The sequence below is a fragment of the Catenulispora sp. MAP12-49 genome (assembly GCF_041262705.1).
Classification (GTDB): Bacteria; Actinomycetota; Actinomycetes; order Streptomycetales; family Catenulisporaceae; genus Catenulispora.
Window position 1 is genome coordinate 73,172 of the sequence record NZ_JBGCCP010000036.1, and the last position, 24,101, is coordinate 97,272.

At 65.2% G+C, this 24,101-nt stretch carries 20 protein-coding genes and 2 pseudogenes; 12 read left to right on the forward strand and 10 right to left on the reverse strand.

What is annotated here, in order from left to right:
• Nucleotides 1–698 precede the first annotated feature (698 nt).
• A complete protein-coding gene (locus tag ABIA35_RS40285) occupies nucleotides 699–1,472 on the reverse strand; it encodes a PIG-L deacetylase family protein (RefSeq protein WP_370361437.1) in 774 nt (257 codons plus the stop codon).
• A gap of 134 nt (nucleotides 1,473–1,606) precedes the next feature.
• Here ABIA35_RS40285 and ABIA35_RS40290 point away from each other — a divergent pair, with 134 nt between their 5' ends.
• The 3 genes from ABIA35_RS40290 to ABIA35_RS40300 all read left to right on the forward strand — a co-directional run bounded on the left by ABIA35_RS40290 (nucleotide 1,607) and on the right by ABIA35_RS40300 (nucleotide 5,083).
• A complete protein-coding gene (locus ABIA35_RS40290; protein ID WP_370361438.1) occupies nucleotides 1,607–3,964 on the forward strand; it encodes a sensor histidine kinase in 2,358 nt (785 codons plus the stop codon).
• Nucleotides 3,961–4,644, forward strand: coding sequence for a response regulator transcription factor (locus ABIA35_RS40295; RefSeq protein WP_370361439.1), 684 nt, complete (start codon nucleotides 3,961–3,963; stop codon nucleotides 4,642–4,644). Before ABIA35_RS40290 ends, ABIA35_RS40295 begins: the two co-directional genes overlap by 4 nt.
• 61 nt (nucleotides 4,645–4,705) lie before the next feature.
• Entirely contained in the window at nucleotides 4,706–5,083 is a 378-nt protein-coding gene (locus ABIA35_RS40300; RefSeq protein ID WP_370361440.1) for a hypothetical protein, read from the forward strand.
• A 173-nt stretch (nucleotides 5,084–5,256) separates the two neighbouring features.
• Here the strand turns inward: ABIA35_RS40300 and ABIA35_RS40305 are convergent, their stop codons facing one another.
• The 3 genes from ABIA35_RS40305 to ABIA35_RS40315 form a co-directional block, all read right to left on the reverse strand.
• Nucleotides 5,257–5,547 carry a hypothetical protein gene (locus ABIA35_RS40305; protein WP_370361441.1) on the reverse strand — a complete coding sequence of 97 codons (291 nt, stop codon included), beginning with the start codon at nucleotides 5,545–5,547 and terminating at the stop codon, nucleotides 5,257–5,259.
• A 164-nt stretch (nucleotides 5,548–5,711) separates the two neighbouring features.
• Entirely contained in the window at nucleotides 5,712–6,125 is a 414-nt protein-coding gene (locus ABIA35_RS40310; RefSeq protein ID WP_370361442.1) for a hypothetical protein, read from the reverse strand.
• 719 nt (nucleotides 6,126–6,844) lie between these two features.
• Nucleotides 6,845–7,570: a hypothetical protein gene (locus tag ABIA35_RS40315; RefSeq protein ID WP_370361443.1), complete on the reverse strand. Its 726-nt coding sequence runs from the start codon at nucleotides 7,568–7,570 to the stop codon at nucleotides 6,845–6,847.
• Between the two features lie 429 nt (nucleotides 7,571–7,999).
• Between ABIA35_RS40315 and ABIA35_RS40320 the strand changes: the two are divergent.
• From ABIA35_RS40320 to ABIA35_RS40340, 5 genes and pseudogenes are all read left to right on the forward strand, one after another.
• Nucleotides 8,000–8,806, forward strand: a pseudogene (locus ABIA35_RS40320) (ABC transporter ATP-binding protein); the annotation flags it as partial.
• Nucleotides 8,807–9,370: 564 nt separating this feature from the next.
• Nucleotides 9,371–11,179: an ATP-dependent endonuclease gene (locus tag ABIA35_RS40325; RefSeq protein WP_370361444.1), complete on the forward strand. Its 1,809-nt coding sequence runs from the start codon at nucleotides 9,371–9,373 to the stop codon at nucleotides 11,177–11,179.
• Between the two features lie 193 nt (nucleotides 11,180–11,372).
• On the forward strand, nucleotides 11,373–11,717 hold the full coding sequence (locus ABIA35_RS40330; protein ID WP_370361446.1) for an Lsr2 family protein: 345 nt from the start codon (nucleotides 11,373–11,375) through the stop codon (nucleotides 11,715–11,717).
• A 178-nt stretch (nucleotides 11,718–11,895) separates the two neighbouring features.
• On the forward strand, nucleotides 11,896–13,782 hold the full coding sequence (locus tag ABIA35_RS40335; RefSeq protein ID WP_370361447.1) for a hypothetical protein: 1,887 nt from the start codon (nucleotides 11,896–11,898) through the stop codon (nucleotides 13,780–13,782).
• Nucleotides 13,783–13,818: 36 nt separating this feature from the next.
• The gene (locus tag ABIA35_RS40340) at nucleotides 13,819–14,160 is read left to right on the forward strand and encodes a hypothetical protein (RefSeq protein ID WP_370361449.1); all 342 of its coding nucleotides are present in this window, start codon (nucleotides 13,819–13,821) and stop codon (nucleotides 14,158–14,160) included.
• Nucleotides 14,161–14,258: 98 nt separating this feature from the next.
• On the opposite strand, the pseudogene ABIA35_RS40345 reads toward ABIA35_RS40340, so the two are convergent.
• Nucleotides 14,259–14,342: pseudogene (locus ABIA35_RS40345) on the reverse strand (lactate utilization protein C); the annotation flags it as partial.
• A 161-nt stretch (nucleotides 14,343–14,503) separates the two neighbouring features.
• On the opposite strand from ABIA35_RS40345, the gene ABIA35_RS40350 reads away from it, so the two are divergent.
• Nucleotides 14,504–14,935 (forward strand): hypothetical protein, encoded by a 432-nt coding sequence (locus tag ABIA35_RS40350; RefSeq protein ID WP_370361450.1) that lies wholly within the window; start codon nucleotides 14,504–14,506, stop codon nucleotides 14,933–14,935.
• Between the two features lie 83 nt (nucleotides 14,936–15,018).
• Here ABIA35_RS40350 and ABIA35_RS40355 read toward each other — a convergent pair whose 3' ends face one another.
• Nucleotides 15,019–16,440, reverse strand: coding sequence for an IS66 family transposase (locus ABIA35_RS40355; protein ID WP_370361451.1), 1,422 nt, complete (start codon nucleotides 16,438–16,440; stop codon nucleotides 15,019–15,021).
• A 401-nt stretch (nucleotides 16,441–16,841) separates the two neighbouring features.
• On the opposite strand from ABIA35_RS40355, the gene ABIA35_RS40360 reads away from it, so the two are divergent.
• Nucleotides 16,842–17,060: a hypothetical protein gene (locus ABIA35_RS40360; protein WP_370361452.1), complete on the forward strand. Its 219-nt coding sequence runs from the start codon at nucleotides 16,842–16,844 to the stop codon at nucleotides 17,058–17,060.
• A gap of 111 nt (nucleotides 17,061–17,171) precedes the next feature.
• Entirely contained in the window at nucleotides 17,172–17,396 is a 225-nt protein-coding gene (locus ABIA35_RS40365) for a beta-galactosidase trimerization domain-containing protein (RefSeq protein ID WP_370361453.1), read from the forward strand.
• Nucleotides 17,397–17,747: 351 nt separating this feature from the next.
• Here the strand turns inward: ABIA35_RS40365 and ABIA35_RS40370 are convergent, their stop codons facing one another.
• The 4 genes from ABIA35_RS40370 to ABIA35_RS40385 form a co-directional block, all read right to left on the reverse strand.
• Nucleotides 17,748–19,562 carry a hypothetical protein gene (locus ABIA35_RS40370; protein ID WP_370361454.1) on the reverse strand — a complete coding sequence of 605 codons (1,815 nt, stop codon included), beginning with the start codon at nucleotides 19,560–19,562 and terminating at the stop codon, nucleotides 17,748–17,750.
• An 83-nt stretch (nucleotides 19,563–19,645) separates the two neighbouring features.
• Nucleotides 19,646–20,107 (reverse strand): ABC-three component system middle component 2, encoded by a 462-nt coding sequence (locus tag ABIA35_RS40375; RefSeq protein WP_370361455.1) that lies wholly within the window; start codon nucleotides 20,105–20,107, stop codon nucleotides 19,646–19,648.
• Nucleotides 20,104–21,210: an ABC-three component system protein gene (locus ABIA35_RS40380; RefSeq protein WP_370361456.1), complete on the reverse strand. Its 1,107-nt coding sequence runs from the start codon at nucleotides 21,208–21,210 to the stop codon at nucleotides 20,104–20,106. The genes ABIA35_RS40375 and ABIA35_RS40380 overlap by 4 nt, the downstream gene beginning before the upstream one ends.
• A gap of 415 nt (nucleotides 21,211–21,625) precedes the next feature.
• Nucleotides 21,626–23,074 (reverse strand): MFS transporter, encoded by a 1,449-nt coding sequence (locus tag ABIA35_RS40385; protein ID WP_370361457.1) that lies wholly within the window; start codon nucleotides 23,072–23,074, stop codon nucleotides 21,626–21,628.
• A 199-nt stretch (nucleotides 23,075–23,273) separates the two neighbouring features.
• Here ABIA35_RS40385 and ABIA35_RS40390 point away from each other — a divergent pair, with 199 nt between their 5' ends.
• The gene (locus ABIA35_RS40390; protein WP_370361459.1) at nucleotides 23,274–23,690 is read left to right on the forward strand and encodes a MarR family winged helix-turn-helix transcriptional regulator; all 417 of its coding nucleotides are present in this window, start codon (nucleotides 23,274–23,276) and stop codon (nucleotides 23,688–23,690) included.
• Nucleotides 23,691–24,101: the final 411 nt, after the last annotated feature.

Sequence of the window (24,101 nt, forward strand, 5' to 3'; positions counted from 1 at the left end):
GCATCACGCCTTGCTGCTTCGCTTCCTGAGCAAGCAACTTGAGCATACTGACTCCTCCGCGAGGCTCGAGGTATCGCTCGTGATCGCCAGGCAGCTAGGAGCCTGGGAAGCTTCGGACACACCGACGACGCACAAGCAGACCCCGGTGACATCCGGGGCATCTGCCGGTTTGCTCACACATGTCGAAGCTGCGGTCCGTCGCCGGCTGCGATGACCTTGCTCACCGCGCACATGCAGCATGGTCGAGTAGACGGTGCCGGCGCGGCCGATGTTCAGCTCGGCGGACCCGGCCACCCGCGAACGACCTGGCGAGGTTTTCCATCAGCCGATTGGGTGATCGGCCTCCAATTCACCGCGAGACTGAAGCAGACACGCGACGGCGATCGCTTGCATGTGCGACTGTTCAGCCCTGCGCGGTAGTCTCGTGACACATCGGGCTGCGGGGCCAGGAACGGCGAGGACAACTCATGGACGACCCGGAATCAGTACTGGCGGACACACAGGCCCGCGGCCGTCAGTGTTCGGTCGTGTCCGTCCAAGGCGGTGGGCCGCTAGGAGTGAGGTCCGGCCGCGGGCAACGGACCGGGCGTCGCCAGCGCCCGCCGGGTTCCCTGCGCCACCTGCCGCTGCGGCCGATTCGGCGAGGCGGGGGCCTGCTACAGCCGGCCGAGCAGGCGGCCGGCCAAGCAGGCGTCCAACTACTTGTCGGTGTTCGCCAACCTGGGCAGTTGTCCGAACTGGTGGCGTACGACCTGGAAGGGCTCGGCCGCACGGTGGCCGCCCAGCCAGCCGAACCAGGAGTCCTTGAGTGCCAGGTGTTCGGGCCGCAGATAGGCGCGTCCAGCCTGCGTCTGGTGCTGGTCGATGGCGCGGCCACGGACGGCTGCGGCTTCGTCCAGGATGGGGAAGAACGCGGTGGGGCTGAAGCCCGGACCACTACTTGGAGTGCGGTACCAGGACAAGGCGGTGGCCGAGCGGCGTAGCGCGGTGGCGGTGATGCCCGCCGTAGCGCGGTGGTCCTGGTGAGTGTCGTCGGGGTGCGGCGCCAAGACGAGGCTGGCGGCGGCCAGTTGGGTCTCGAGCCAGCTGATGCGGTCCGAGGTGATCTCCAGGCAGCCGTCTGAACCGGAGGGGTCGAGGATGAGGTCGGCTCCCAGGGCTGCGGCTGCGGCCTTGGCCTCGATGACGCGCGTCTCATTCGCACCGGTCATCAAAACGATGGTCACTCGGCATCCAAGGGCGGCGTGGGCTGCCAGCAGGCAGCCAGCGCCGTATTCGGCGTCGTCGGCATGTGGGGAGATCGCGACGATCTCCGGAGTGCTCGGCGAGAAGGGGCGGTCCACGGGTCTCCTTGGTGAGGGAAGAAAGATCCTGACGCGCTCAGGCTGCCGTGGGGCACTTGGTGGGCGGTACGCCCCAATTCGGTGGCTGCCACCCTCGCGTTTTGAGGGGTGCCGCGGTGCCATCACCATCGCAGAGGATTGCTGTCAGGAGTCTGTGATGAGAGGAGCGGAGCGTGGGCAGGCGTTCTTCTTGGGGGAATGACATCGGCGGTTGGCTGTGGCGGGCGGCCTCCGAACAGGGTGATGTCCTGGCGGAGCAGCCGATGCGCGTCTCGGTCCGGACGGTGTTCGTGCGCAGCACGGCGATGCTTCGCCTGCTGTGGTCGGTGCTGGTCCTCGTTACGGTGGCGGGGCCGTCGTTCGCCGTCCCGATGCCTGCGGCCGCGGCGCCGGTCGTGGCGGCGACCCTGGGCTGGTCGGGTTTCGTGGCGTGGTTGGCTGTCCACGACGATTTCCCGGTGCGGACGGTAGCGTGGCTGGATGCGTCGATCTTCGCCGCGCTGCTGGTCGGGGAGGCCTCCCTGGTTCCCGCTCCGCTGATCGGGGATGGGACCAACTGGGTGTTCGCGGGAGCGTCGGTGTCGGTTCTGATGGCCGCCATGCTGCTGAGCACCGCGGGGTCCGTCGCGGTCACGGCGGTGATCATCTGCGCCTATCTGGCGGGTATTGCCTCTGCGGGGGAGTCGGTCTTGACTCCTGACGGCGTGCCGACGTCGCTGGTCCTGATCGTGCAGGGGCTGCTGGACGCTGGCGTGGTCAGGGCTTTGCGGCGCAACGCCGAAAGCGCTGATACGGCGCTGCAGCGGGAGGTCGCCGACAACCGCAAGCTCATCGTGGAGGAGCGTAAGCAGGCCGAGCGCGCGGCTCAAGAGCGCATGCTGCACGACAAAGTCCGGTCGGCCCTGGTGCTCGTGGGCAACGGGCACCTGCGGCGCCGCCGCGCCACCGCGGTGCGCAACTGCCAGGAGTCGCTTGCGGCGCTTCACGACCTGCGCGAGGGACGCATCGCCGAGGACAAGGCCTATTCTGTCGCCCACGCCGTTGACGGCGCCCTCGAGTGGGCCCGATCCCTCGGGCTGGACATCCGGTACGCCATCGGCCCTGTCAGCCAGGCCGATCCCGCAGTGCCGGCGGAGGTCTGCACAGAGTTGGGCGAGGCGACTCGTCAGGCGCTGGCGAACGTCCATCGGCATGCCGGTACCGACTCCGCGGACGTCGGCCTAGCCGTCGCCGACGGCACAGTGGAGATCACCGTGACCGACCGGGGGCGCGGTTTCGACCCCGGTCGCTCACCGCGGGCGGGGAAGGGGTTGTCCTCCTCGATCGTCGGCCGGATGCGGGACATCGGGGGCACCGCCGAGATCCGGTCGGCACCCGGCCTGGGGACGACCGTCGTTCTCAGATGGCGTCCCGGTGTCGTCCCGGCCGGGGACTCACCCGATACCGGGATCGCGCTGCGGCTTTACGGCGCCGACACCTTCCAACTCCTGGCCGCGGCCGGTTTCGTATTCCAGTTGCTGGCCCTGTACGCCTCCCTGCACTACGCCTCCGACTACTTCTACCCCTGGCTTCCCCCCGCCGCCTGGGCCGTGCAGATGGCTGCCGGGCTTACTCTGGCCGCGCGTATCGGACACAGCGCTCGGCCCTGGCTGATGTGGGCGGCCGTCGCGGTGATCGTGGCGGCAGCTGCAAGCGTCACCATCGACTGTCGGCCGCGCGGCGTGCTCGGCTTTGCCAACTGGTCGTTCGGCTCGACGATATGGCCGCTGGCGTTCGTCGCCGCATATCTGCCCATCAGGGCCGTCGTGGCCGCGGTGGCCGTCCACGACGCGATCCAGACCACGATCATCGCCTTCAAGATCGGAGCGGATCTTCCGGGGTTACTCAAACTCAGCGCGATCGCGTTGGAGAACGCCATGCTCCAGGCCGGCTTCGCCATCGCCTTCGTCATCTTGACGCGGACCACGACCGTCACCGCCCGCGCGGCCTGGAACTCCGGGATCGCCCGCGCCCGCTTGTATGCCGCCCAGATCACCCACCGCTCGCGCACGATCCGCGCTGCGGTGATCGACGAGGAAACCTACGCCCTGCTGGAGTCGGTCAGCTCTGGGGTGATGGACCCGGAGCATCCCGACACGCTGCGCCTGTTCCGCGCCGCCGAGCGGGGCCTGCGAAGACAGGACGCGCTGTCGGCGGCACTGTCCGGAACCGACGCTCTGGCGTCCCTCAGCCATGAGGCAATTGCCGCCGACCTGGAGTTGGAGATACTGCTAGGCGACAGCTTCGCTGCCTTCCCCGCCACTGTTGGCGCACCTATGGTTGTGGTCATGGCCCAGGCACTGCGGCTGGCCGCACCGGGCAAAGCAAGGATCATGCTCCACGAACACGCGGACATGACACGTCACGACGGGATCGACGATGATCCGCACAACCAGCATCAGGCGCACAGCATGACGTTGACATGCACCGTCCGAGAGAGCGACATCGCCGCGCTGCGCGCGGCCGTGGAGCACTACACGACCGCTGAAGGCGCCGTTTTGGCATTCGACCTGGATTTCGATCGGCACGAGGCCCCCTGGCCGGGGACCGCGCTGGTGTGGCTTGCCCTGGCGGGCCGATGACGATCTCGGTCGCGATCGTCGACGACGACGACTTCGCCGTCAGCGCCATCTCCGAGGCCCTGGCGCGCCTGCCGGAGATCCTGCTGGTCGCCGCAAGCCCTGACGTCGCCAAGCTCGTCGAACAGATCCACGGGGCGCCCCCCGACGTTGTCGTACTCGACGTCATGCTCGGCCGGCGCAGCTCCGGACTGGCTGAGAACGTCGCCCGCCTGCGCCAGTGGGGCACCAGGGTGCTGGCTACCAGCTCCCAGCCCGACCGGGCCGACATCTTGGAGTCCGTCCGTCGACAACAACTGAACTTCCTGGCCAAGCAAGACCTCCGGGACGATCAAACCTTCCTGGCTGCCATCCGTGCCACCGCTGGCGACGACCGGGTACTGTCCCCGCAGTTCATCACCGACGTGCTGCTCCAAGAAGGCAAAGGCACCCCAAGGCTGACCCCCAGGGAAACCCAAGTGATGCGCCTGTCCGCCGCAGGCTTGACCGCTGGGCAAGTCGCCCGGAGGCTGGCCGTTCGGGAAGACACTATCCGCGGACACCTCAAGCGCATCTCCGAAAAATACGACGAAGCGGGCCGTCCGATCGACAACCCAGTACGGCGATACTTCGAGGCGGTGTACGACAACATCCTCCCCGACCCCGACGATCCCGGCCACGACGACGGCACGCAAGAGCCATGAGGACGCAATGCATCGGCACACTGCTACTTGGCTGATCGGGTCGACGGTGTTGGTTGTGGCCGTGGCATCCCCCCTGCTCCTGGGGAAGGGCCGCTTGCCCTGGTCACCCGCACCGCAGCAGACCATCACCGGTCTGGTCTACTGCGATTCTGGACGCGCCGTGGCGAACATCTGGATCGCCGAGGAGACGGGCGTCGGTCTCTACGCAACCAGGACGCCGAATCAGGACATGCCATCGGCCACGGCGTACCGGGCTGCTATCCCCAAGGGCGTTGCATACCAACTGCACGTGGGCTGCGGAGGAACTGCCCAGCACTGGGGCATGTCGGCTTCGTCGAAGAACACCACCGCAGCCTCGCTCAACGTCCACTGCGACGACATCGCCGGCGAAACGGCATACCAGACGTGCAAGCTGGTCACATCCCCGGCGCACGGATAGGCCTCAGGCCGCGCAAGGCGGCCCGCTACTCCAGCAGATGCTGGTAGACGCTGGTCTCGTGCCTCTCAAACCCGCCCTTTTCGTACATACGGTGGGCAGCGACACGCTGGGCGCCGGATGGGAGATCGACACCGCGCGCGGCATGGTCTCCCTGGCCACGGCCAGCGCACGATTCAGCAACGCCAGGCCCACCCCCTGGCCGCGCGGGCCTCGTCCACCACCACGTCCTCGATGCGGGCGGTGTTCCCCGTGGGCAACGCCATGATCACCAGGGTAAGGACGCCAGCGATCCGGTCGCCGAGCCTGGCCGCGAGCACCGTGTTGGCCGGTGCTCCTACAGCCTGCGACAGCGCGTACCTGTCCAACGGGCGAAAGGCTGGCGTGAGCTGCGAGATAGGCCGGTTGAAAACGTCGACAAGTTCGGCGTCGACCTCGGTGACCATCTCAATGGAGGGCGCTGCCATGCACTTATCCTCATGTCACGCGGCCCGAGACCGAACACGTACAAGGCCCGTCGCCGAATCGGGGGACGCGCTCAACCGCCGCGCCGGCCGCCGCTCCCGTCGGCATCCGCACGGGTGCGGCTGGTCGACTCGCGCCTTCTCTGCCGCCGCGGGAAGGATCCGGGTTAGCGGCACGAGCCGAAGCGCGGCGAACCCGGCATGTCCTGGCACTGCAAGGCCAACGCCAGCTCAGACGTATAGGCCGAGGTAATGGTCTTGGACCAGTTTTGCGGGCTTCCACCGCACCCGACCCGGAGCTGGTATTCCACTGATGCTGGGATCGTGGCCTTGTAGTCGGCAGTCGAGCCGGACGCGTCCACCGGCTTCCACTCGGCCCACAGCCCGATGTCGGTCTGCCCCGCGACCCATACCCCCTCGACCGGCTGCCCGGAAAGGCAGGACACACGGCCTGAGATGGTTTCCGCCGGCGACGACGGCGAGGGCTGCCGGGTACGAATGCCGATTACGCAGACTGCGGCAATCGCACACGACGCGGCGGCAACGACCAGCACGCCTCGTCGCGTACGCAACAGGCTCACGATCTAGCCTCCATACAGGAGCGCGGCCGGCAAGCCGCATCCATTGCTGGGACGCGGTCCAGGGTGTGGACGACGATCGTGTCGCCGGGGCGTGCGTGGGCCAAGAGCCAGGCGATGCGGCGCGAGCGGTCGGGGGAACAGCCCAGCACATCAGCCCGCCAGCCGCTGTCCTGGCCTGTGACATGGAGTTTTGCCGCCCACCCTGCGGCTCGCACCGCGACCGCCGGCTCGAGTTTGAGCAGGTAGTGCACCACTGACTCTCTGACCGAGGAACAGGCTGGAGCCCTTGCATCGCGTGCGAAGTAGCACAAGCCTCCCGCCGGGGACACCTTGGCATGCCGGTGTGCGCACTCCTGGCATAACAGCGGCGGCCGCGGCCTCGTGCAATGAACACGGGCCCAGTCCGCACCTGCTTCTCGATCAGGGCAGGTGGCATCCAGGGCACCGAGTTCGGCGTGCTGTGCGGTCAGCGCCATGGTGGGCCTCCAAGATCGGGAACCCTTAAGTGCAAAATCCATGGACGAGACGTAGGGCTGCCGGAACTCCAGGATCCCATGCAACACACGAGCAGACGGCCCGAATCGGGGCATTCACTTCCGCGATGGACCTTCAGTCTGCGCCTCGCCCGGTACATCCTGGAGCCGCCGCGCAAGCCCTGGCGTCGATGCCATCGCCGCCGAGACTGCGGCGGCAGCCCAGGCGAGAATCCTGGAGAAGTCTCAGTCGCGAACCAGGTCCGGGAACCGGTCGTAGTCGGCATCGCCGGGATGCCACACGTCCTCGACGAAATCGGGCGGCACCGGCCCGGCGTAGGCGATGTCGGCGCCATGCTCCTCGGCGGGCCAGCCGGCGGCCACTGCCACGAACGAGCCGGTCAAGGACGGGGTCGCGGCGATTGCCGAGGCCTCGAGCTGGGCGACCACAATCGACGGGCGGCCCAGGCCGCGCAGCAGCCCGGCCAGGCCCGTGGCCCCGCTCTCGTGGGCAGCGTAGATCGCCTCACCGCCCCAGCACGACGGTAGCGGGTTGAAGAAGTGGGCGGCCAGTCCGAAGTCGGCCGTCGACAGCGCCAGGCAGACCCGGCCCTCGACCACGAGCCCGGCACTATCAAGCCGCCGGTGCTCATGCAGCCTCGCGCGCTCCTCGGCCGTGATGGCCCCGCAGCGCACGGCATTCTCGAGCTTGTCCGGTACAAGCTCCCCGCTCAACGGCCTCAAGCCCTGCGACCGGATGGCGGCGGCCTCGCACTCCAGGAGCCGGGCGCAGTGGTAGGCCCGCAGCCGATGGCCAGCCAGCAGATGGACCAGCCGCTCGTCGTAGACACCTGCGGGCACGACAAGCTCCGTCGGCGCGAGCCCCAGGCCTTGCAGCTCGGCTTCGCAGTCGTCGACGAACTCCGCCACCGCGGCCGGCCAGGTACTGGGGTCGTCCACATCGACGATCATTCTTCGGGTGCCGAATCCTCGTCAGTCTCCGTCGAATCGGGCAACGGGTAGCCCTCTTCCACCATGCCACGCCGAAACAACGGGGCCATCGCCAGGGGCGGGTCATCAGAATCCTCCACCGCGCGCCACTGCTCCAGCCTCACCGTGAAATTCGGCAGCGGCGCGGCCTTCGGGATGCCGTCACTCCGGCGCCGAGGCGCGAGTGAGAAGTAGGCACGATGCCGAACCCTGATGATCACACCTTAAAGCAGCGTGTACGCCAGCTGAATACGGACGGTCAGGGCGACACCAGCTGTCCGCCGGACATGTGCGGCGCGCCGTCGGCAAGGCCGACCGCTCGGAACGGCCCGACGCGGCGGGTTGTTGGCCGATCGCGGCGATGCGGCGGCGTCGTGCAGCTACAGGCCGAAGGCACCGCCGTCGGTGAGGATGCTCGACGCACCGGAGCAATCGCCGGACGCACCAAGCCGGCCAGCACTCCAGACTCGGGACCGAGGCCGAGTCGAGTTCGACCACGAGGGGTTCCGCTACTCCCCCGAGCGACCGCTCATCGAGGACCTGACGCTCGTCGCGGAGCCCGGCCACACGGTCGCCATCGTCGAGCCGACCGGGGCCGACAAGACCACCCTCGTCAACCTGCTGATGCGCTTCTACGAAATCGACGAGGGAACCATCACGGTCGACGGTGTCAACACCACCGAAATGACACGCGCCCAGCTTCGATCCCGGGTGGGGATGGTCCTCCAGGACACATGGCTCTTCAGCGGGACCATCGCCGAGAACATCGGCTACGGATCACCGGGCGCCACCCGCGAGGACATCGTCGCCGCGGCCCGAGCCGTCCACGCCGACCGGTTCATCCGGACCTTGCCGGACGGCTACGACACGGTCCTGGACGACGACGGCGGCTCGGGGCTGAGCGCAGGAGAGAAGCAACTGCTCACGATCGCCCGGGCGTTCCTGGCCGAACCCGCGATCCTGGTACTCGACGAGGCGACAAGCTCCGTGGACACCCGCACCGAAATAATGATCCAGCAGGCCATGGCGCGACTGCGCGAGGGGCGCACCATATCGTGATCGTCCACCGGCTGTCCACCATCCGTGACGCGGACACGATCGTGGTGATGGAAGACGGGGCGATCATGGAACAGGGACCCCACCGGGTGGCTCGATGCCGGCGGTGCCTACGCGCGGTTGTACGCCGCGCAGTTCGCCGACGCGCTGGCCGGCGGCTGAGTCGCAGCCGAACCACTGCCTCTGTCGTGGGCCGCGCGTCGTCGCTGCGAAGCCGTACACAATGAAAATGGACAGCATGGCACGGCCGACATCCCCCTGCGATGGGAGCACGGTCTGCCGGCCCAACAGCGTTGAGACGCGGGGATAAGCCCGCCGGGTAACTCCAGCCGGCAATGCGCGGGAACGAACGCGTACTGCTCGACGGTGCCAGCGCTGAGGAGCGAGATGGTATTGAACGCATCAAGTCAACTCGGCCCGTCCAGCGCGTCCTTGGTGGGAAGATGGATCCTCCCTAACTGAAGCGGACGCGACATGTTGGTGACAAGTATCAGCGCGACAAACGTTCTGTCTTTCTCGGACTTGCACACGACGCTTGGCCCCGGAACCACCATCGTCACGGGACCCAACGGCGTCGGTAAGTCCAATCTTGGCCGGTGCCTCGACCTCGCCTGTTCGGTCATCGAGCGTTACGCACGGGCTAGCACTGGAATACAGCGAGCCGACGCTTACAGGGAGGCAGGCCGCTGGGGCTCTGATACGTTCGAAGTCGTAATTACACTGCAAATGAACCAGCAGTGGGAGCGCGACCTGGTCTGGCTATTCGTACGCGCGTCATGCGCGTATGGCACCCAACCGGAGGATGCAGAGGAAAACACACCGGAGGTGCTCGACGGGTTTGCTCGTGCCGTTCTTGACGAGGACTCGATCTCTGTCTTACACGACGGCGCCCTTCGCGTCCAATACGACGAACGTCAGCCGATGCCGTGGTCCGCAGTCTGGGAGTTCGGCGTGGATTTCGAGCGTTGGCAGATCGGCCTAGTTGGCAATAACGCTGGGCACATTCGCCTTTGCTCAGGCACTAAAGCGTTCAGTCAGCAGCGGAGAGTTCGCAGCTTTACACAGGCCCTGTACGCCGCAGTCGATACACGTGTGGGGTCCAACGGATCGCTTGACGGAGCATATTACAAGCGTTCGATCAGCTTTGAGCACGCGTTGCCATCGGCAATCGAGAGCATTGACTTCGATGTCTCCACCGCAACTGACGCATCCTTGCCTCGGGCTGCAAGTCGACAGGAGCTGGCCCATCAGCTGGGCGTGACAGATGCTGACAACCGCATCTTCGGCTTCGTGCACGTGATGGAGGCGATCCTGAGGCGTGGCATCGTCCTTACTGAGAACCGACGCCTGCCAGCTCGAAGTGATTTCGCCCTTCAGGAGCTAACCAGCGGTCCTGTTGATCTACGCGACGGGAGTGCAGTCGCTGCGGAGCTGTTCCGTCTTAAGAACGGCTCCGCGGTTGAGCAGCGGCAGTACGAACGGCTGGTTGAGCTATACGCCAAGTTGACCAGCTGCCAGCTCGGGCTGCGCACTCGGCCCATCGACAGTGAAGGATCGGCCGACCTGCGCATTGAGCCGACGGTGGTAAGTGACCAGGGTGAGATCCCGGTGTCTTTCTCCGGCACAGGTCGGGAGGAAGCGCTTGTGCTGGCTACCTTGCTCTCGCGCGAATACGGTCGGCTCCTGGTGCTCGACGAACCAGCGGTCAACCTGGAGCCGACTATGCAACGCCGCCTCATCACCGCACTCCGTGATGCCGGGCAAGTGCTCGTCATCACGCATAACCCTGACATGGTGCCGATCGATGGCGTTGACGATCTCGAAAAGATCACGCGCCTTGCTCCGACCGTCGATGGGGTCGAAGTTCGCCGAGCCCCGTCGCTGAAAGCCGACGAGAAGCTCGGGTGGCGCAAGCTACTGGAGCCGACTCACGTCCGTGGACTGCTGTTCGCTGCCGGGGTGATCCTCTGTGAAGGGCAAACAGAGACCGGTGCACTTCCGGAGTGGTGGCGCGACACCAGTACGGTCGGACTGCCGGACCCAGAAGCTGCTCACATCCCGATCATCAGCGTCGGAGGCGATAAGGCGTTTGGCTCGTACTGCAGCTACCTCGATGCTTTCGGCGTACCGTGGGCGATCATCGCCGATGGGCCGGCGCTCCGGGGCGACAGCGTGCTGGCGAAGCAGCTTGCCGGGCGCGGACAGGGACTGCCCGCTGGTCCACCCAGTGACCGCGATGACTTCGAAGCCTGGCGCGACTACTGGCGAGAGGTCGGCGTCTTCACATTGGCTGACCGATTCGGTGACGACGGCACGAAGGCTGGGGAGTTCGAAGCATTTCTTGGACGCGTTGACCAGGCCATATACGACAACGCCAAAGCTATTGGGGGGCGGAGTAAGCCGCGGGTAGGGGCGTGCTTCGCGATCGAGCACCCCACGCCGCCCTCGGGCATCTTGGATCTCTACGTTCGAATCATGAGTGTTCTTAGTCAGAAGAGTTCGAGCTCGCGGTCGGTCGCTTCCTTGAGGTCTTGAAGCCCAGCGCGTCGCCTACTGCCACATTCAAGGAACGGCCCGAGCTGTATGTCGTCGGCGAGACTACGTCCCCATGTCAACTGTGGATGCCAGCGATGTCGAGCCAGCATGAAAATATGGGGCGTGGCTTGCTCAACTAGCTGGCAGTCGGGCACCATCATGACCGACACGACGCCTAAAGAACGGTTACCCAGTGGCCAGGAAAACAACGATCGAAGTCTTCGATGACTTGGACGGTTCCAAAGACGCAACGACTGTCAAGTTCAGCCTCGATGGCAAGCAGTACGAGATCGATCTGAACGGTAAGAACGAGAAGCAGCTCAGGGCCGCTCTCGAGAAGTACGTGGCAGCGGCAACACCAGTTCGGGCCTCTGCCTCTGCTATCGTCGCCGGCCGCGTGAAAAGCAAAGGAACTCTCCTGCGGCGCGACACCAAGCACATCAGAGCGTGGCTCCGCGACCAAGGAGTCGAGATCAGCGATCGCGGCCGGATCTCGACCGACCTCATGCAGCGCTACGAGTCAGCACACTCAGGCTGAACCTGGCAACCCGTGAACTGCTTGGTTCACAGATTAATAGGCAAGCCTCCGCGGTCCCGCGCGGAGGCGCCGCCTTGCCTGTTGACCCTCCTCCTGGCACGCGCATACACCGCGCCTACAGCGTCAGAAGCGCCAGCAGACGTTCTGGAAATCAGTACCCTCAGCTACGCTGTCTGGGGTGGGGAGCGACAGGCAAGGTGAGCAGGGTTCGGGCCACGAAGACACGACCGCACCACCAGATCTGGTGGTCTCCGTTCTCGATGGCGCGCCGGATCAAATTGTTGACATTGGTCTGGCCTACTGGCAGCTGGAGAGCGTCGATAAGCTAGGCGTAGCCCGCTGGACATGGTCGACACGCGACATCAGCACGGAAGGCCTGGGCGCCATTCAGCATGTCGCGGCAGCTGGCGTACGCGCTCTCGTACCCGGTGAGGTATGCCGAGCTTGTGGAGATCAACTGGCCGTGCGGACGCGAAGCGACTTCAGCGCCGTGCTGGCCGGCGGAGCAGCCACCTGCGTGGATTGCGACCCGAAGTACATTGACGGCGCCGAAAAGGCGCGTGCCGTCTTCGGAAGCGATCGGTATCAAAAGACGACAGCCGAGACAGCGGCCAAGCGCGTGGCTCGTGATGCAGAACAGCGCTGGAACGCGCAACGCCGGCAGGTAGTCAACGACCGCTATAAGGTCTCATTCACGCCTGACAAGGAAATCCCCAGAGGCCGGCTTGAACACGCCGTTGCGCTGCTCACGATCCTGTGGCATGGACCTACGACCGATGCGAACCCAGGTCTGATACTTCCGTTGAACAAGTGGCGTCATCGCTTCACCGCAACGGCTGATACCTCAACGCTCGTGAACGAGCTGAACGGTACGGGCCTCATCCGCATCCACCCATTGACCGCTGTGACGACGTTCCTGTTTGAGCCCGCAACTTTCGCAGACGCTTGGTCCGCAGCGAACGGTGAGGTCGACAAGCTTGCTCAGCCCCAGTTGGCGAACCGATACTTCCCGGAGGAGGCCTGCTTCTACGTCCCATTCGGTACAAGCATGGGCACCGCAGTCGCGCGGATGGATGACCATCTTTCCGGCCGACTCAGACTGAAAGAACTGGACGAGACCGACCGTCTGCAGCTGCTCGCACTCCTTGCGGATGCCATTGCCGATGAAGCAGTGCGCTACTTCGATCACCAAATCGACGACAAGTCGCTGCCGCCGGTTCCAGAGCAGCATCGTCCGCGGCTTCGGGAGGCGGCACGGAAGGCCGCAGGCTACATGTCGCTCGGCCGGCTGTACTGTCAGGCCTGGCGAGCGGTGCGGGACGGCGCTGTCGCAGCACAGCGGCATGGCATGCCGAACTCCCCGAACATGACGACCCACGCCGTGAACAGGTTCGAAGACTTCGCGAGTGACAAGTCTCTGGCGGCAAGCCCACCCTTTGGCCAGCTCGCCGACCTGCCCATCGCCGGTATGACACGAACGCTGTTTCATGTGGTCCTCGACGCCGACCCCTTCGACTTCACCGTCGACCAGGCGCGAGCGCTCTTGGCCGGCATCCCGGTACCTGACGATGGTTCGTGGGCCTGGCCGGCCGCCGCGGATCGCGTCATGAAGAGCGTTGACCTGGGTGACTGGGACGGCCAGTTGCTTCGCGATGAGCTCGAGCGAATGCGATCGCACTGGGGTCGTTCACGAACGCTCGCATCCCAGACAAGAGTTGCTGAGAAGTTCGCGGGCCACTATGACGTCTACGCCAAGACCGCGAGCACTCGCGAGGCTGCTATGGCTGCGGTGGAGATAGCCCTCCTCACCGCGCGTGCGGGTGCCGACGATGCAACGGCGGCTCAAGCCGTTCTCCTCGGATGGGATGACGCGCTTGCAGAACACCGTGGTACGGCCGCGGCGCAGACGAGCGAAGTCGACGACGGAAGATCTGCTGAGACCGACGCGGACGACAAAGAAGCGGCTGTGCAACCAGAGCAGGACAAGGCAGCGGTTCAGGGGCAACCGGCGTCGGGTGGCCGGACGCGTTCAACACGGAAGAGCAAGAAGAAACGACGGCGTTAGCCGATCGGATGGCCTCGGCACTATGAGGAGGATTTCGTGGCGGTCGCAATCGAACTGTCCTGGGGCGACAGGATCACGTTGGGAGAGCTCGCACAGTTCGTAGCACATGCCCGCGCAGGCGGCGTGGATGACGGGGAAGCGCTGGAAGCCGTGGTCGCGGACAACGACCACCATCTTCAGGTTGGCTGGCGAGTGGAGCTTGGGGAGCCGGCTGGAGGAATGGAAGCAGAGGTCAAACTTTCCGCATCGCTGGCAGGCTCCGTCGTCGAGCTGCTGAACCTTGTCGCCGAGAGTGACGGCGATGTACGCGGGCTGCAGGAGGGCGTCGTGAAGGTCCGCGACGAGTTGCTGCAAGCGCTACTGCATCCGGCTGTGTAGCGTTCGACACACCAGGAATAGGCAGTCACTCCGTCACCGAATGGCGGCAAGCGCGCGGCCTCGGAGTGTGCCCGGTTGCCTAGGTTCCTCCACACAGATCAGCCGACAAGGATCAGCTCCAGTCGGCACGGACCGTGCACCCCCTCGACACGGTCGAGCTCGATGTCGCTCGTCGCCGAAGGTATTCATTCAGATCTGAAGATCAGGAGCTGATTCTGACAGGACCTGCCTGAAGCCTGACGGGGTCTGTCTCGTGGCGTCGGGGCTGGAGTCACTGTTGGGCGGGTATCTGCAACCTGCAGCAGCGGCAGATACTGGACCGAGCTGGCTGTAGGGTGCGATCGTGACCACGGCTTGGCGCGACCTCAGCCAGCACCAGCGGTGCGCTCTGGCTGCGGCGTCATCGGGAGACGGCTCTGGTCTGCCTTGGATCCTGGACAACTGGGACCCGTGGTGGCAGCCGGACGACCTGGCAAGCTACACCGAGAAACTCGCAGCGGCGGTCAGCGCGCTCGTGGCATGCGGCCTCGTAGTCGTGCACGACGGGATGCTTGCTGGCGATCCGGTCATGCCGATCGAGGCCATCGGCCGTGCCACAGCCGATCCGCGCAACTGGTTCTACGACGACGAGGGCTTGGAACAGGTGCTGTGGGTCACCACGACCGACGCCGGAGATCGCGTCATGGCGGAAGCACCGTCGGCCGAGGCCATGCGGTACTACGACCCGCGAAGCTATCTCAGCGAACGACGTAACACGCCGCTCGACCACGGCTGAGTGGCCCCGATACGGTGCCGATACCGGCGTCGCTCTATGACTGTTGCGCCGCACCCCGCACCTTAACGATCGGGCGGCAACAGTCAGGCGAACTCGATCGATGGCATCCAGGGCTGGCCGGTGATCGCCTGGCGGATCACGTCGAAGGCACCGAGGCCGTGCTTGATCGCGGTGACGATGTAGGAGCGGACGGCGAGCCAGTTCTTCGCGCCGGTGGCCGAGGCGTGGCAGCCGGAGATCTTCAACTGGGTCTTGACCGGGCGCAGGTCTCGCTCGGCTGCGTTATTCGTCGCTGGTACTGCAAGGTCGACGGTGAAGCGCAGGTACTGGTCCTTGTAGTCGCGCAGGCGCAGCAGCAGGTTCGTCTCCATACTCTGCTTGTCGGACTGCGGGTTCACCGGGTGATGGTGCAGGCCGACCTGGATCGCGGAGTTGTAGTAGATCAGCCAGCGGCGCAGCCGTTCGGGCGGGATGTGATCGAGTCCCTCGCTCCTGGCCGCGTCCGCCACTTTGATCATCTCGGCCAGGGACCAGCGGATCTGCGGGGCCCAGATCTGGCCGGGGAACCTCTCGTCACACGCGGTGAGCTCGCGAATCACGTGGGCACAGCACAGTTGGTGGTCGGCATCCGGGAAACCGCGGTACAGCCACAGCGCGTCGTGGAACATGGTGCCGGTGAAGTTTGGCAGCACCCCGCCGGCCGCGGCACCGGCCTTCGACCGGGGCGCGAGGGTAAGCAGCGTCAGCTTGTTGGTGCACGCCACGTGCAGCCAGGACTTCTTGCCCGCGACGTTGGTCGCGGTCTCGTCGGCGTGCAGCACTGACGCCAGGATCAGCAGCGCCATGATGAGCTTGTTCGGGGCCTCGACCAGGCCGGCGACCTTCACCAACTGCGAGGCGATCCAGCCGGTCGAGGGTGCAGCGCCGGTGACATCGCGGATCAGCTTGGCCGCGCGTTCGACCGGGACATGCTGATACGCCAGCAGATACACCGCCAGCGTCGCCAACTGCGGCCCGTAATACGGGCAGTCCGGAACATCGTCCGGGACCTTCGCGGCGGTGACCTGCCCGCAGCCGCAACGCACCCGATGCCAACGAGTCTCGGTGATCTGCACGCTGATCGGCAGGATGTCGTGGCACTGGCGGCGGGTGAACCCGACCGAGGCCTTCGGTAGTGCCGACCTGCAGCCGCCGCACTCCGGCGGGAACTCGTCCAACTGCTGGTCCGGGCGCTCCACCAGCTTCAGCGACATGCCCGGGGCACCAGGCTCCTTGCCGCGCGGTCGCCCCGAGCTGGGCTTCTTACGCCGCTCGGGTTTCACGAAAATATCTGAAGACGGCGGCATCGAGGAGTTCCCCGAGTTCCGGCCCAGCCGGGACTCCAGGTCACGCACCTTGTCGGTCAGCGCTACGACTGTGGACTTCAGATCCTCGATCTGCCGCTGTTGCAGGGCGAGCAGTGCGAGCAGGTCCTCCCGCGACAGCGATTCCAGCCCCGACAACACGAGACAGAACCCTGTCACAGATCAAGCAGGTCCCGCCACCATCAGATCCTGACCTTCACATCTGAATGGATACCGCCGAAGGGCCGGAGATCCATGTCTGCGGCCGAGTCGGGTTCAGGCGAGTGACGGCCTGTGAAACTGAGGAGACGACCTGGTCGGGCACTCGGACGACGCAGATGTGGTGGTCGGGATGAGCGTGACTCGACGGCGGCCCTCACCGGGCCCGCCGTCCAGGACGATGGTGCCGGTCTCGGCGAGGTCGAGCGCGCATTCAGTGATCACGCCGTCCACACGATCCAGCTCGGCGGCAGGTTCGGGGCTTCATCGGCCACCAGAACAAGCAGCCAGCCGTCAAGGGCCGACGCGTACTCTGGAAGCAGGCCATCCGCTATCAGGACGCTGTGTACCTCGCGCGCAGCCAGGAGTCGCGCGAACGCGAGCGAGACTTTGACAGGGCTCGCACGGCGCACGACAGCCCGGTAATCCGCGAGGCTCTCGGCGAGTTAATCCACCATCTGCCCGGTCGTCGGATCGCCGTGCTGCTGCGCGTAATGCCGGTCATCGTCGGTTCAGTCGCAGTCATCGGCGCCACGGCTTGGCAAATCCGGTTGAGAATCTGATCTCTACTACTCATCGCTCATGTTCCTTGCGCCACCACGGCCGGAATGTCTGGGCGAGCAGTCGGGTAGGTCACGGGCTTCGCTCCAGGCGCGACCAGGCCCATGTTCATAGTGAGCATCGAGACGCCCCAGAACATTCAGCGTTTCGTAGAAGCTGGCGGGCACTTGCTGCTCACCTACCAGTCGGCAATCACTGACGAGACCGGTCGCGTCGTACCGGGCGGTGCCCTTGGGGAACTCACCAGCATGTTTGGCGTCAAGGTCGATGCGTTCGCCCCTCTCGCGCAGGAGACAGCCATCGAGTACCGGGGCCAACGCGGGCCCGGCAGCGAATAGTCTGAAGCACTGCTGGTGTCCGACTCGGAGGTGAAGGCGGTGTTCGCCGACGGTGATCTGGACGGCAGCCCTTTCGTGACCGCCCGGCGCACGGGCGCCGGGCAAGCGTGATATGTCGCTTCTACCTCGGCACCTCCTCTTTACGCTGCGTCGCGCCAGCGTCCGCGCTGCAACCGAATGTGAACTATGCCGCGCCGGTGTTTGGGGATGCTGACGAGCGGTCCTGACGCCGATCCGAACGCACCACAGGTTGGAAACGGCGCATTCTCTGGCCGCCACCCCAGCGAAGATGCTTCTTGAGAACCAGATAGCTCCACCGTAGCTAGAAGTGTAGGAGCTCAGAACACAACGCTAGCCTGCGCCGGGGGCGTTCTCGCTATAAGACCGGCTTAGCGATACCACTGTCGGATTCTGCGGCGGGAAGAATCCAAGGCGAGTGGATCCGGACGTACCGAAGGCGTACGTCGTGACGTCGTCTCCCAGGCCCTCGGGCGGATCTCCGTTCTCCACGACAACGATCTGGGCACTGCGTTCTTCCAGCAATCCTCGGTAGAAGTGCTCGACGACGTTGTGCGTCAGCGCGATGTCGACTTCATCGGGCTCTCGATAGGTGAGGACCGGGGAGTCGAGCACCACGAACCCGGGATGTGGCCGATCGTGACGCATGGTGTAGTGGACGAGTGCAGTGGAGAAGGCCGCATGGATGATCGAGCGCATACCCTTGCCACGGCTATGTCGCTCGCGCCCGCCGACGCTGATCTCTCCACTTTGTTCGTCGTAGTTAACAGCATTGTCACCTGGCACCTGCCAGGACGACAGGACCTGTTGGACGAGTTCCTCGAACTCAGCGAGCTGGGACGACGAGATTCCATCCTGGCGCGCCGGCACCGGAGTCGGCGCACTCAAGAAATCGGCTTTGAGCTCCTCCAAACGCTCGATCTGAGCGTGGATCGTCAAGTCGCGCTGAATCTTCGTTCGAACCGTGAGCATCTCACTGGTATCAGTACGCAGGGGAGCAAGCAGAACACTAAGAACCGCCAGGCGCTCTTCTGCCTCTCCCACTTGAGCTCGGAGCCTGGCGTCCCCACTACCCAGGGCCGCAAGCTGGCCGGTCAAGTCCTCAATGGTGGTCAGCAAGTCGGTACGCAGTTCGATGGTTTTTCGCAGCTCGGCACCGACGGCAGCGTGCAGCTCGGTAGTCTCGTCGACGTTGTGTCCGGGCTGCTGGTGCTCAGGCGCGGCGCCACAGAAAACGCAGGTCCCGGTATGGAAATAGCCGAGAAGGTTTCCGGCCTCGGCGACCATCTCTAAGCGAGCCAGATCCGACTCATATTGCTGACGCAACAGTCCGAAGCGGCCGAGCAATATCCGAGTCTCGTCGGCGGACCTGTGGTTTTCGGCCAGGTCGTTCTCCAGGCCTCGCACTGTATCGGTATACAGCCTGCGCTCCTCGAGCAAGCCGTCAACGTCCACAGATGCCGCCGCAACAGCTTGCTCGAGCTGCCCCAGCTGACGCTCCAGTTCCGTTGGATGCACATCGAAGGCAAGGCTGTTGCGGGCTTCGTCGATGAGACTGGTTAGTAGGGCAACCTTTCCCTTGCCGACCTTCTTCTCAACGTCAGTGGGACCGACAACTCGCCCCGATTCGTCCTGGCCGGTGAGCATATATTTGAACACTGACTTCTCGCCTGTCTCGCTGGTCCTCTGGCCCGAGGGCAGCACCGGTGAGCGCGAACCGGCCATCTGGCCCTCGCTGACGATGCACAGGTGGGCCAGGTCTCGAAAGCTCAGCGAGCGTAGCGTGGGACGAGCGCTCTTCAAGATCTGACGACCGTCAGCTTGCAGGATCTTCAGGAGATAGCGGGAGAGGCTGTTATCCGATCGCGGGTTGTGCTTCACAGGCAGAACCTTGGCTGGCGGAGTAGTCGGCACCGTTCGGAAGTCTCCGTGATAGACGGCCGCCCTATTGAGCCCAGGCTGGCGCACCAGCGTGACGGCCTGTCCGTCGGCTAGGCGCAGGCCGAGCAAAATGTCGGTATACCCCTGCGCCTCCTGAATCTCTTTGAGCTTCCCGGCGCCGAACATGTAGTCGATCGCCTCGACAACGAAGGACTTACCGGTCTCCGAGGCTCCGTAGATGACGGTCAGCCGGGGATGGAAGTCCACCGCTGCGGGGGCCTTGCCAGGGCCGACAAAGGTGAGGTGAAGCAAAGTCAGAGGTCTCACTGGTGTAGCCGTCCTCCCCGTCATCACTCGTTGCCTGAGTCGCCGGAGCGATCGGCCCATCGCGCGGTGATCGCCTTCATACCTTCGCGGACATTCGGTTCCTCGTGCATGTGCGCTTCGAAGAGCCAAGCAGCGCGGTCTTTCAGCTCATTCAAGTACGGAGCCTCAATGATTCCCAGAAAGCTCTCGGACTCCTCCGTGGCCCGGTAGAGCAATCCGCCGCTCTCGATGACCACCTCGGCTAAACCGGCTCGCATAAGCACGACCAGCCCTTCTTCAATCAGGTTGCGTCGCATGCCAAGCTCGCCTGGGCCGACGGGCAGGTCCGGATGCAGGCTGGCCGGGCCACCGCGCAGATCGCCACTGTGGACCATGGCATGGTCCAGGTACACCAGCTGCGCCACGTCCAGTCGCTCTGGGAAGGTTTCCGCCAGCAGGACCAGCGCCCGGATCCCCACTTCGAGCGGACTGTTCAACGGGTTCATGTGGACTCCCCGCCGTCATCTTTGCACCAGGTCAGTCGATCTTCGTTGGCCAGCTGATGACACAGGCCCTTGCGGTCGCGGACTGTGACGATGGGCTGCAGGATGTTCCCCGGGTTGGGTGCGTGGTTCGCCGCAGCCTGCAGAACGGCGTCCAGGCGCTCGAAGCCCGTGTCGTAGTCGCGTTCCTCGACCTCGATGACTGCTTCAAACAAGTCGTCCTCGATGGCGGCGTAGGTCCCGGGAGGAACACTATCGCGGGCGAACACCCGCAGTGCTTCCGCGCTGAAGAACGCCTGCCGCTGGCGCGCCACATGCTCTTTCGTCTTCAGATGCTCTCTGGCTTCAGCGAGCGTGGTCAGCGACAGCCCGTGCTTCTGGTTGTAGGTCGTGAGCAGCTTTTGAATGTAAACAGCCTCGTTGCCGGCCTGCTCCTCCGGAGGCGTGGGAACATCCGGCCGAGTCTTAAGCACGGTGGGAAATCGGCGTGCGTGGTGTGGGGTGGTGGCGTGCAGCTGAAGGATGAGGTCCATGTCCACGGGTTTGAAGATCGAAAAGCTAGTGGACCGAGCAAGCAAGCCGACCGCGACGCGATCGGCAGCATCCCACTCCGCCCCGAGCGGCGAGTCCTGCTTATCCCACACTTTGAAGAACTCGGATTTCAGCCGCTCCGGAGCCACCAGCAGCCGCGCCAGGGTTGGTCCTATCTTCGGAGCCACGAAAATGTACTTGGCCGGTAACTCGTAAGTCCCTTGCACCTTCGCCAGGAAAATCTTCGCGATCTCGGGCCATACATCGGCCGGCCGCAACGCCTCTGCGTAATGCTTGCACTGGTAGCAGTGCCACGGGCCGCCAGTACCCTGATCCGTCAAGCAAGCCGCGACATCCGCTCCACGGTCGCCAGCGCCACCCATCCGCGTCACCAACACGTACGGCTCCCCCAACGCGCGGACCCACTCCACCGTGAACTCCTCCCATTCCTGGTCGGAGTAGAAGTGCAGATAGTGACGCGGGGTCGGCACTGGTGCGCCCTGCATCCGTGGCGTGAGCAGAACCATCGACGGTTGCGCCGGCTCCGGAATTCCGATGAAGACCGGCCCGGACACAGCGCTAGGTGCTCCTGTGTCCGTCATCTCGCTCCATCTCCCGCTGCCGCCCGTAATTGACTCTATGTAGTCATACCATCTAGGTACCCCAGAACGTTGACACCTCAGCCGGTCGCCTGCGTCGAGAGCGGTCCGGCACGCGGCGATCAGGGTCAGGGCATGACGGCGAAGCTCCGCCGGATACGGCTTCGGCACGACAGCTCCCGTAAATGAGGTAGCAGCCGCAACACCTCATGCCCGTTCCGGAAACCGTGTCATCACCTCAGAGTCCGAGCAGAGGGGCAAGCTCAGACACTGTGATACCCGCCGTTCGCAGAGCCTTGAAGGTCCTCGGCATCGGGCCGGTGAGCATGAGCACCAGGTACGGCACCGACCCGGTGCCGTAGTACACGATCAGGGCCGGGCCCTGGTCCGTTCATGCGGCAGCCGGAGCCTCACCGGGCTCACTGCCTGCCGTCCCCACGGAGGCCGATGCGCGGCGCCGGGCCGGGATCGTGGCGGCGATCGCGGCCGCCAGCGCTGCCACGACGCAGCCGATGAGCAACCCAGTGCGGAAGCCGCTTTGCGATGGCAGCTGCTGTCCGCCGAAATCGGTGGTCATATGGGCCAGCACGACGCCGATCACAGCAGCCGCGGCCGACGTGCCGATCGAGCGCATCAGGGTATTGAAACTGTTGGCCGAGGCGGTCTCCGAGACCGGAACTCCAGCCATGATCAGCGCGGGCATGGCGCCATAGGCCAGGCCGGTTCCGGTCGAGCAGATGACGTTGATCACCAGCAGCCCGAGCGTGGATCCCATCAAGGCCAGCGCGACGCCATAGCCCAAGGCACTGACCAGGGCACCGAGCACGAGGGTGACCTTCGGTCCGTACGCTTGCGAGACCTTCGCCCCGACCGGCGACACGAGCATCATCATCAGTCCGGCCGGCGCCATCCACAGCCCGGTGGCCTGCAGCGACTGGCCGAGTCCATAACCGGTGGCCTTCGGCAACTCCAGCAGCTGCGGGATGATCAGCGACTGGGCGTACAGCGCGACGCCGATGACCAGCGACGCGGCGTTGGTGAGCAGCACCTGACGACGGGCCGTCACCCGCAGGTCGACGAGCGGAGACTCGGTGCGCAGCTCCCATGCGCCCCAGAGCACGAACACGATCGGGGCGCCGATCAACAGCCCGAGCGTCGACGCCGAGCCCCAGCCCCAGTCCGCGCCCTTAGACACTCCCAGCAGCAGAAAGAGCAGTCCGGCGCCCAAGCCGAGTGCGCCGAGGTAGTCGAACGGCTCTCGGACCCGAGCCGGCGCCGAGGGCAGTACGAGCCAGATGCCCACGCCGACCAACAGGCTCAACACAGCGGACAGCCAGAATAGGGCGTGCCAGTTGGCGTGCTGGGCGACCGTCGCCGACAACGGCAGGCCGAGCGCGCCGCCGATGCCGAGGCTGGAACTGATCAGCGCGATCGCCGACCCGAGGCGCTCGGGCGGGAGCGCGTCGCGCAGAGCGCTGATACCCAGCGGGACGACCGCCGCACCGGCGCCCTGCAGACCGCGCCCGACGATCATCGGCACCAGCGAGGACGACAGCGCGCAGACCACCGACCCCACCACCAGCGGCACGCAGGAGACCAGGAGCATGCGCTTCTTGCCGTAGAGGTCGCCCAGACGCCCCATGGTCGGCGTCGTCACCGCCGCGGCCAGCAGCGTCACGGTCACCGCCCAGGACGCGTTCGACGCGGAGGCGTGCAGCAAGGAAGGCAGCTCGCCGATCAGCGGCACGATCAGGGTCTGCATCAGCGATGCGACGATGCCGGCCGAGGCGAGCACCCCGATGACGAGGCCTGGCCGAGCGGCCGCGGCTGGGTGGTTCATGAGTATCCCCTGCATCTGACGAACGGCGAGCGATGTGCACTATGCACATGCCATGCAGAGTACATATGATGTGCGCCATGCACAACATCGGCTAGAATCGACCCATGAGGTGCGGACGAGCTCGTCCGGGATCGCGTCACAGAGAGGAACGGGAGAGGCCAGCGTGGACAAGCGCACGGACCGGATCGAGTTCGAGACCATGCTGCTCGGCCGGCACACCCACATGCGGACCGGCGGCAACCGCACCCAGACCGGCCTGGAACGCAGCGCCTACACCCTCCTCAGCCGCCTGCAGATGGAGGGCGCCATGTCCATCGGCCAGCTCTCGGAGACCTTCGACCTTGACGTGTCGACCCTGAACCGCCAGACCGCCGCCCTCACCAAGGCCGGCCTCGCCGAGCGCATCCCCGACCCCGAGGGCGGAATCGCCCGCAAGTTCAGGCTCACCCCGGAAGGCGCGGCCCGCCTGGAGGATGCGCGCTCCACGAGCATCCGGGGCCTGGACGAAGTGCTCGCCGACTGGACTCCGGAGGACGTGGCAGCGTTCGCCGGGTACCTGCGGCGATTCAACACCGACATCGAGCGGCTGGGCGGACGGGCCTGGCCCCGGCCTTAGCTATCAGGGCGCACTGGGTAGGCGGCGCCGATCAGGCGCCGGTCAATAACCCGACGCGCCCAGAAGGCGACTGTCGATGTCTGCCCGTCGTCGCGGGAAAGCCTGACGCGTTCTATCGATCAGCAGCGGGGATCAGACCGAATCGGCAGTAGAGAGCCTTTCAGGCCTTCGGCAACTCACCACCCCATGCTAGGTCGTCGGCCGCATGCGATCTGGTCCTGCCCCCGGTTGCCGGCGTTCCTTCGTCACCTCGGGCTCGCTGTTGTAGGTGGCTCACCGTCCTGGCGAGCAGCCTTCTGGTTTCTAGCGAATGCCTCTAGATGACTGAGTCCAAGGGGTCCCTGCGGTCATGAGACGAGGGAGTCCATGGTCGGTGTGTGAAGACTGACTTGGACTCCCTCGCGACTGCAC

What these genes read in the sequence shown, in the direction of transcription:
- ABIA35_RS40385 (WP_370361457.1), bottom strand. Translation starts at nt 23,074, where the DNA reads ATGAACCACCCAGCCGCGGCCGCTCGGCCAGGCCTCGTCATCGGGGTG.
- ABIA35_RS40390 (WP_370361459.1), top strand. Translation starts at nt 23,274, where the DNA reads ATGCTGCTCGGCCGGCACACCCACATGCGGACCGGCGGCAACCGCACC.
- ABIA35_RS40315 (WP_370361443.1), bottom strand. Translation starts at nt 7,570, where the DNA reads ATGATCGTCGATGTGGACGACCCCAGTACCTGGCCGGCCGCGGTGGCG.
- ABIA35_RS40305 (WP_370361441.1), bottom strand. Translation starts at nt 5,547, where the DNA reads ATGGCAGCGCCCTCCATTGAGATGGTCACCGAGGTCGACGCCGAACTT.
- ABIA35_RS40325 (WP_370361444.1), top strand. Translation starts at nt 9,371, where the DNA reads ATGAACCAGCAGTGGGAGCGCGACCTGGTCTGGCTATTCGTACGCGCG.
- ABIA35_RS40295 (WP_370361439.1), top strand. Translation starts at nt 3,961, where the DNA reads ATGACGATCTCGGTCGCGATCGTCGACGACGACGACTTCGCCGTCAGC.
- ABIA35_RS40290 (WP_370361438.1), top strand. Translation starts at nt 1,607, where the DNA reads ATGCGCGTCTCGGTCCGGACGGTGTTCGTGCGCAGCACGGCGATGCTT.
- ABIA35_RS40285 (WP_370361437.1), bottom strand. Translation starts at nt 1,472, where the DNA reads ATGGTGATGGCACCGCGGCACCCCTCAAAACGCGAGGGTGGCAGCCAC.
- ABIA35_RS40375 (WP_370361455.1), bottom strand. Translation starts at nt 20,107, where the DNA reads ATGAACCCGTTGAACAGTCCGCTCGAAGTGGGGATCCGGGCGCTGGTC.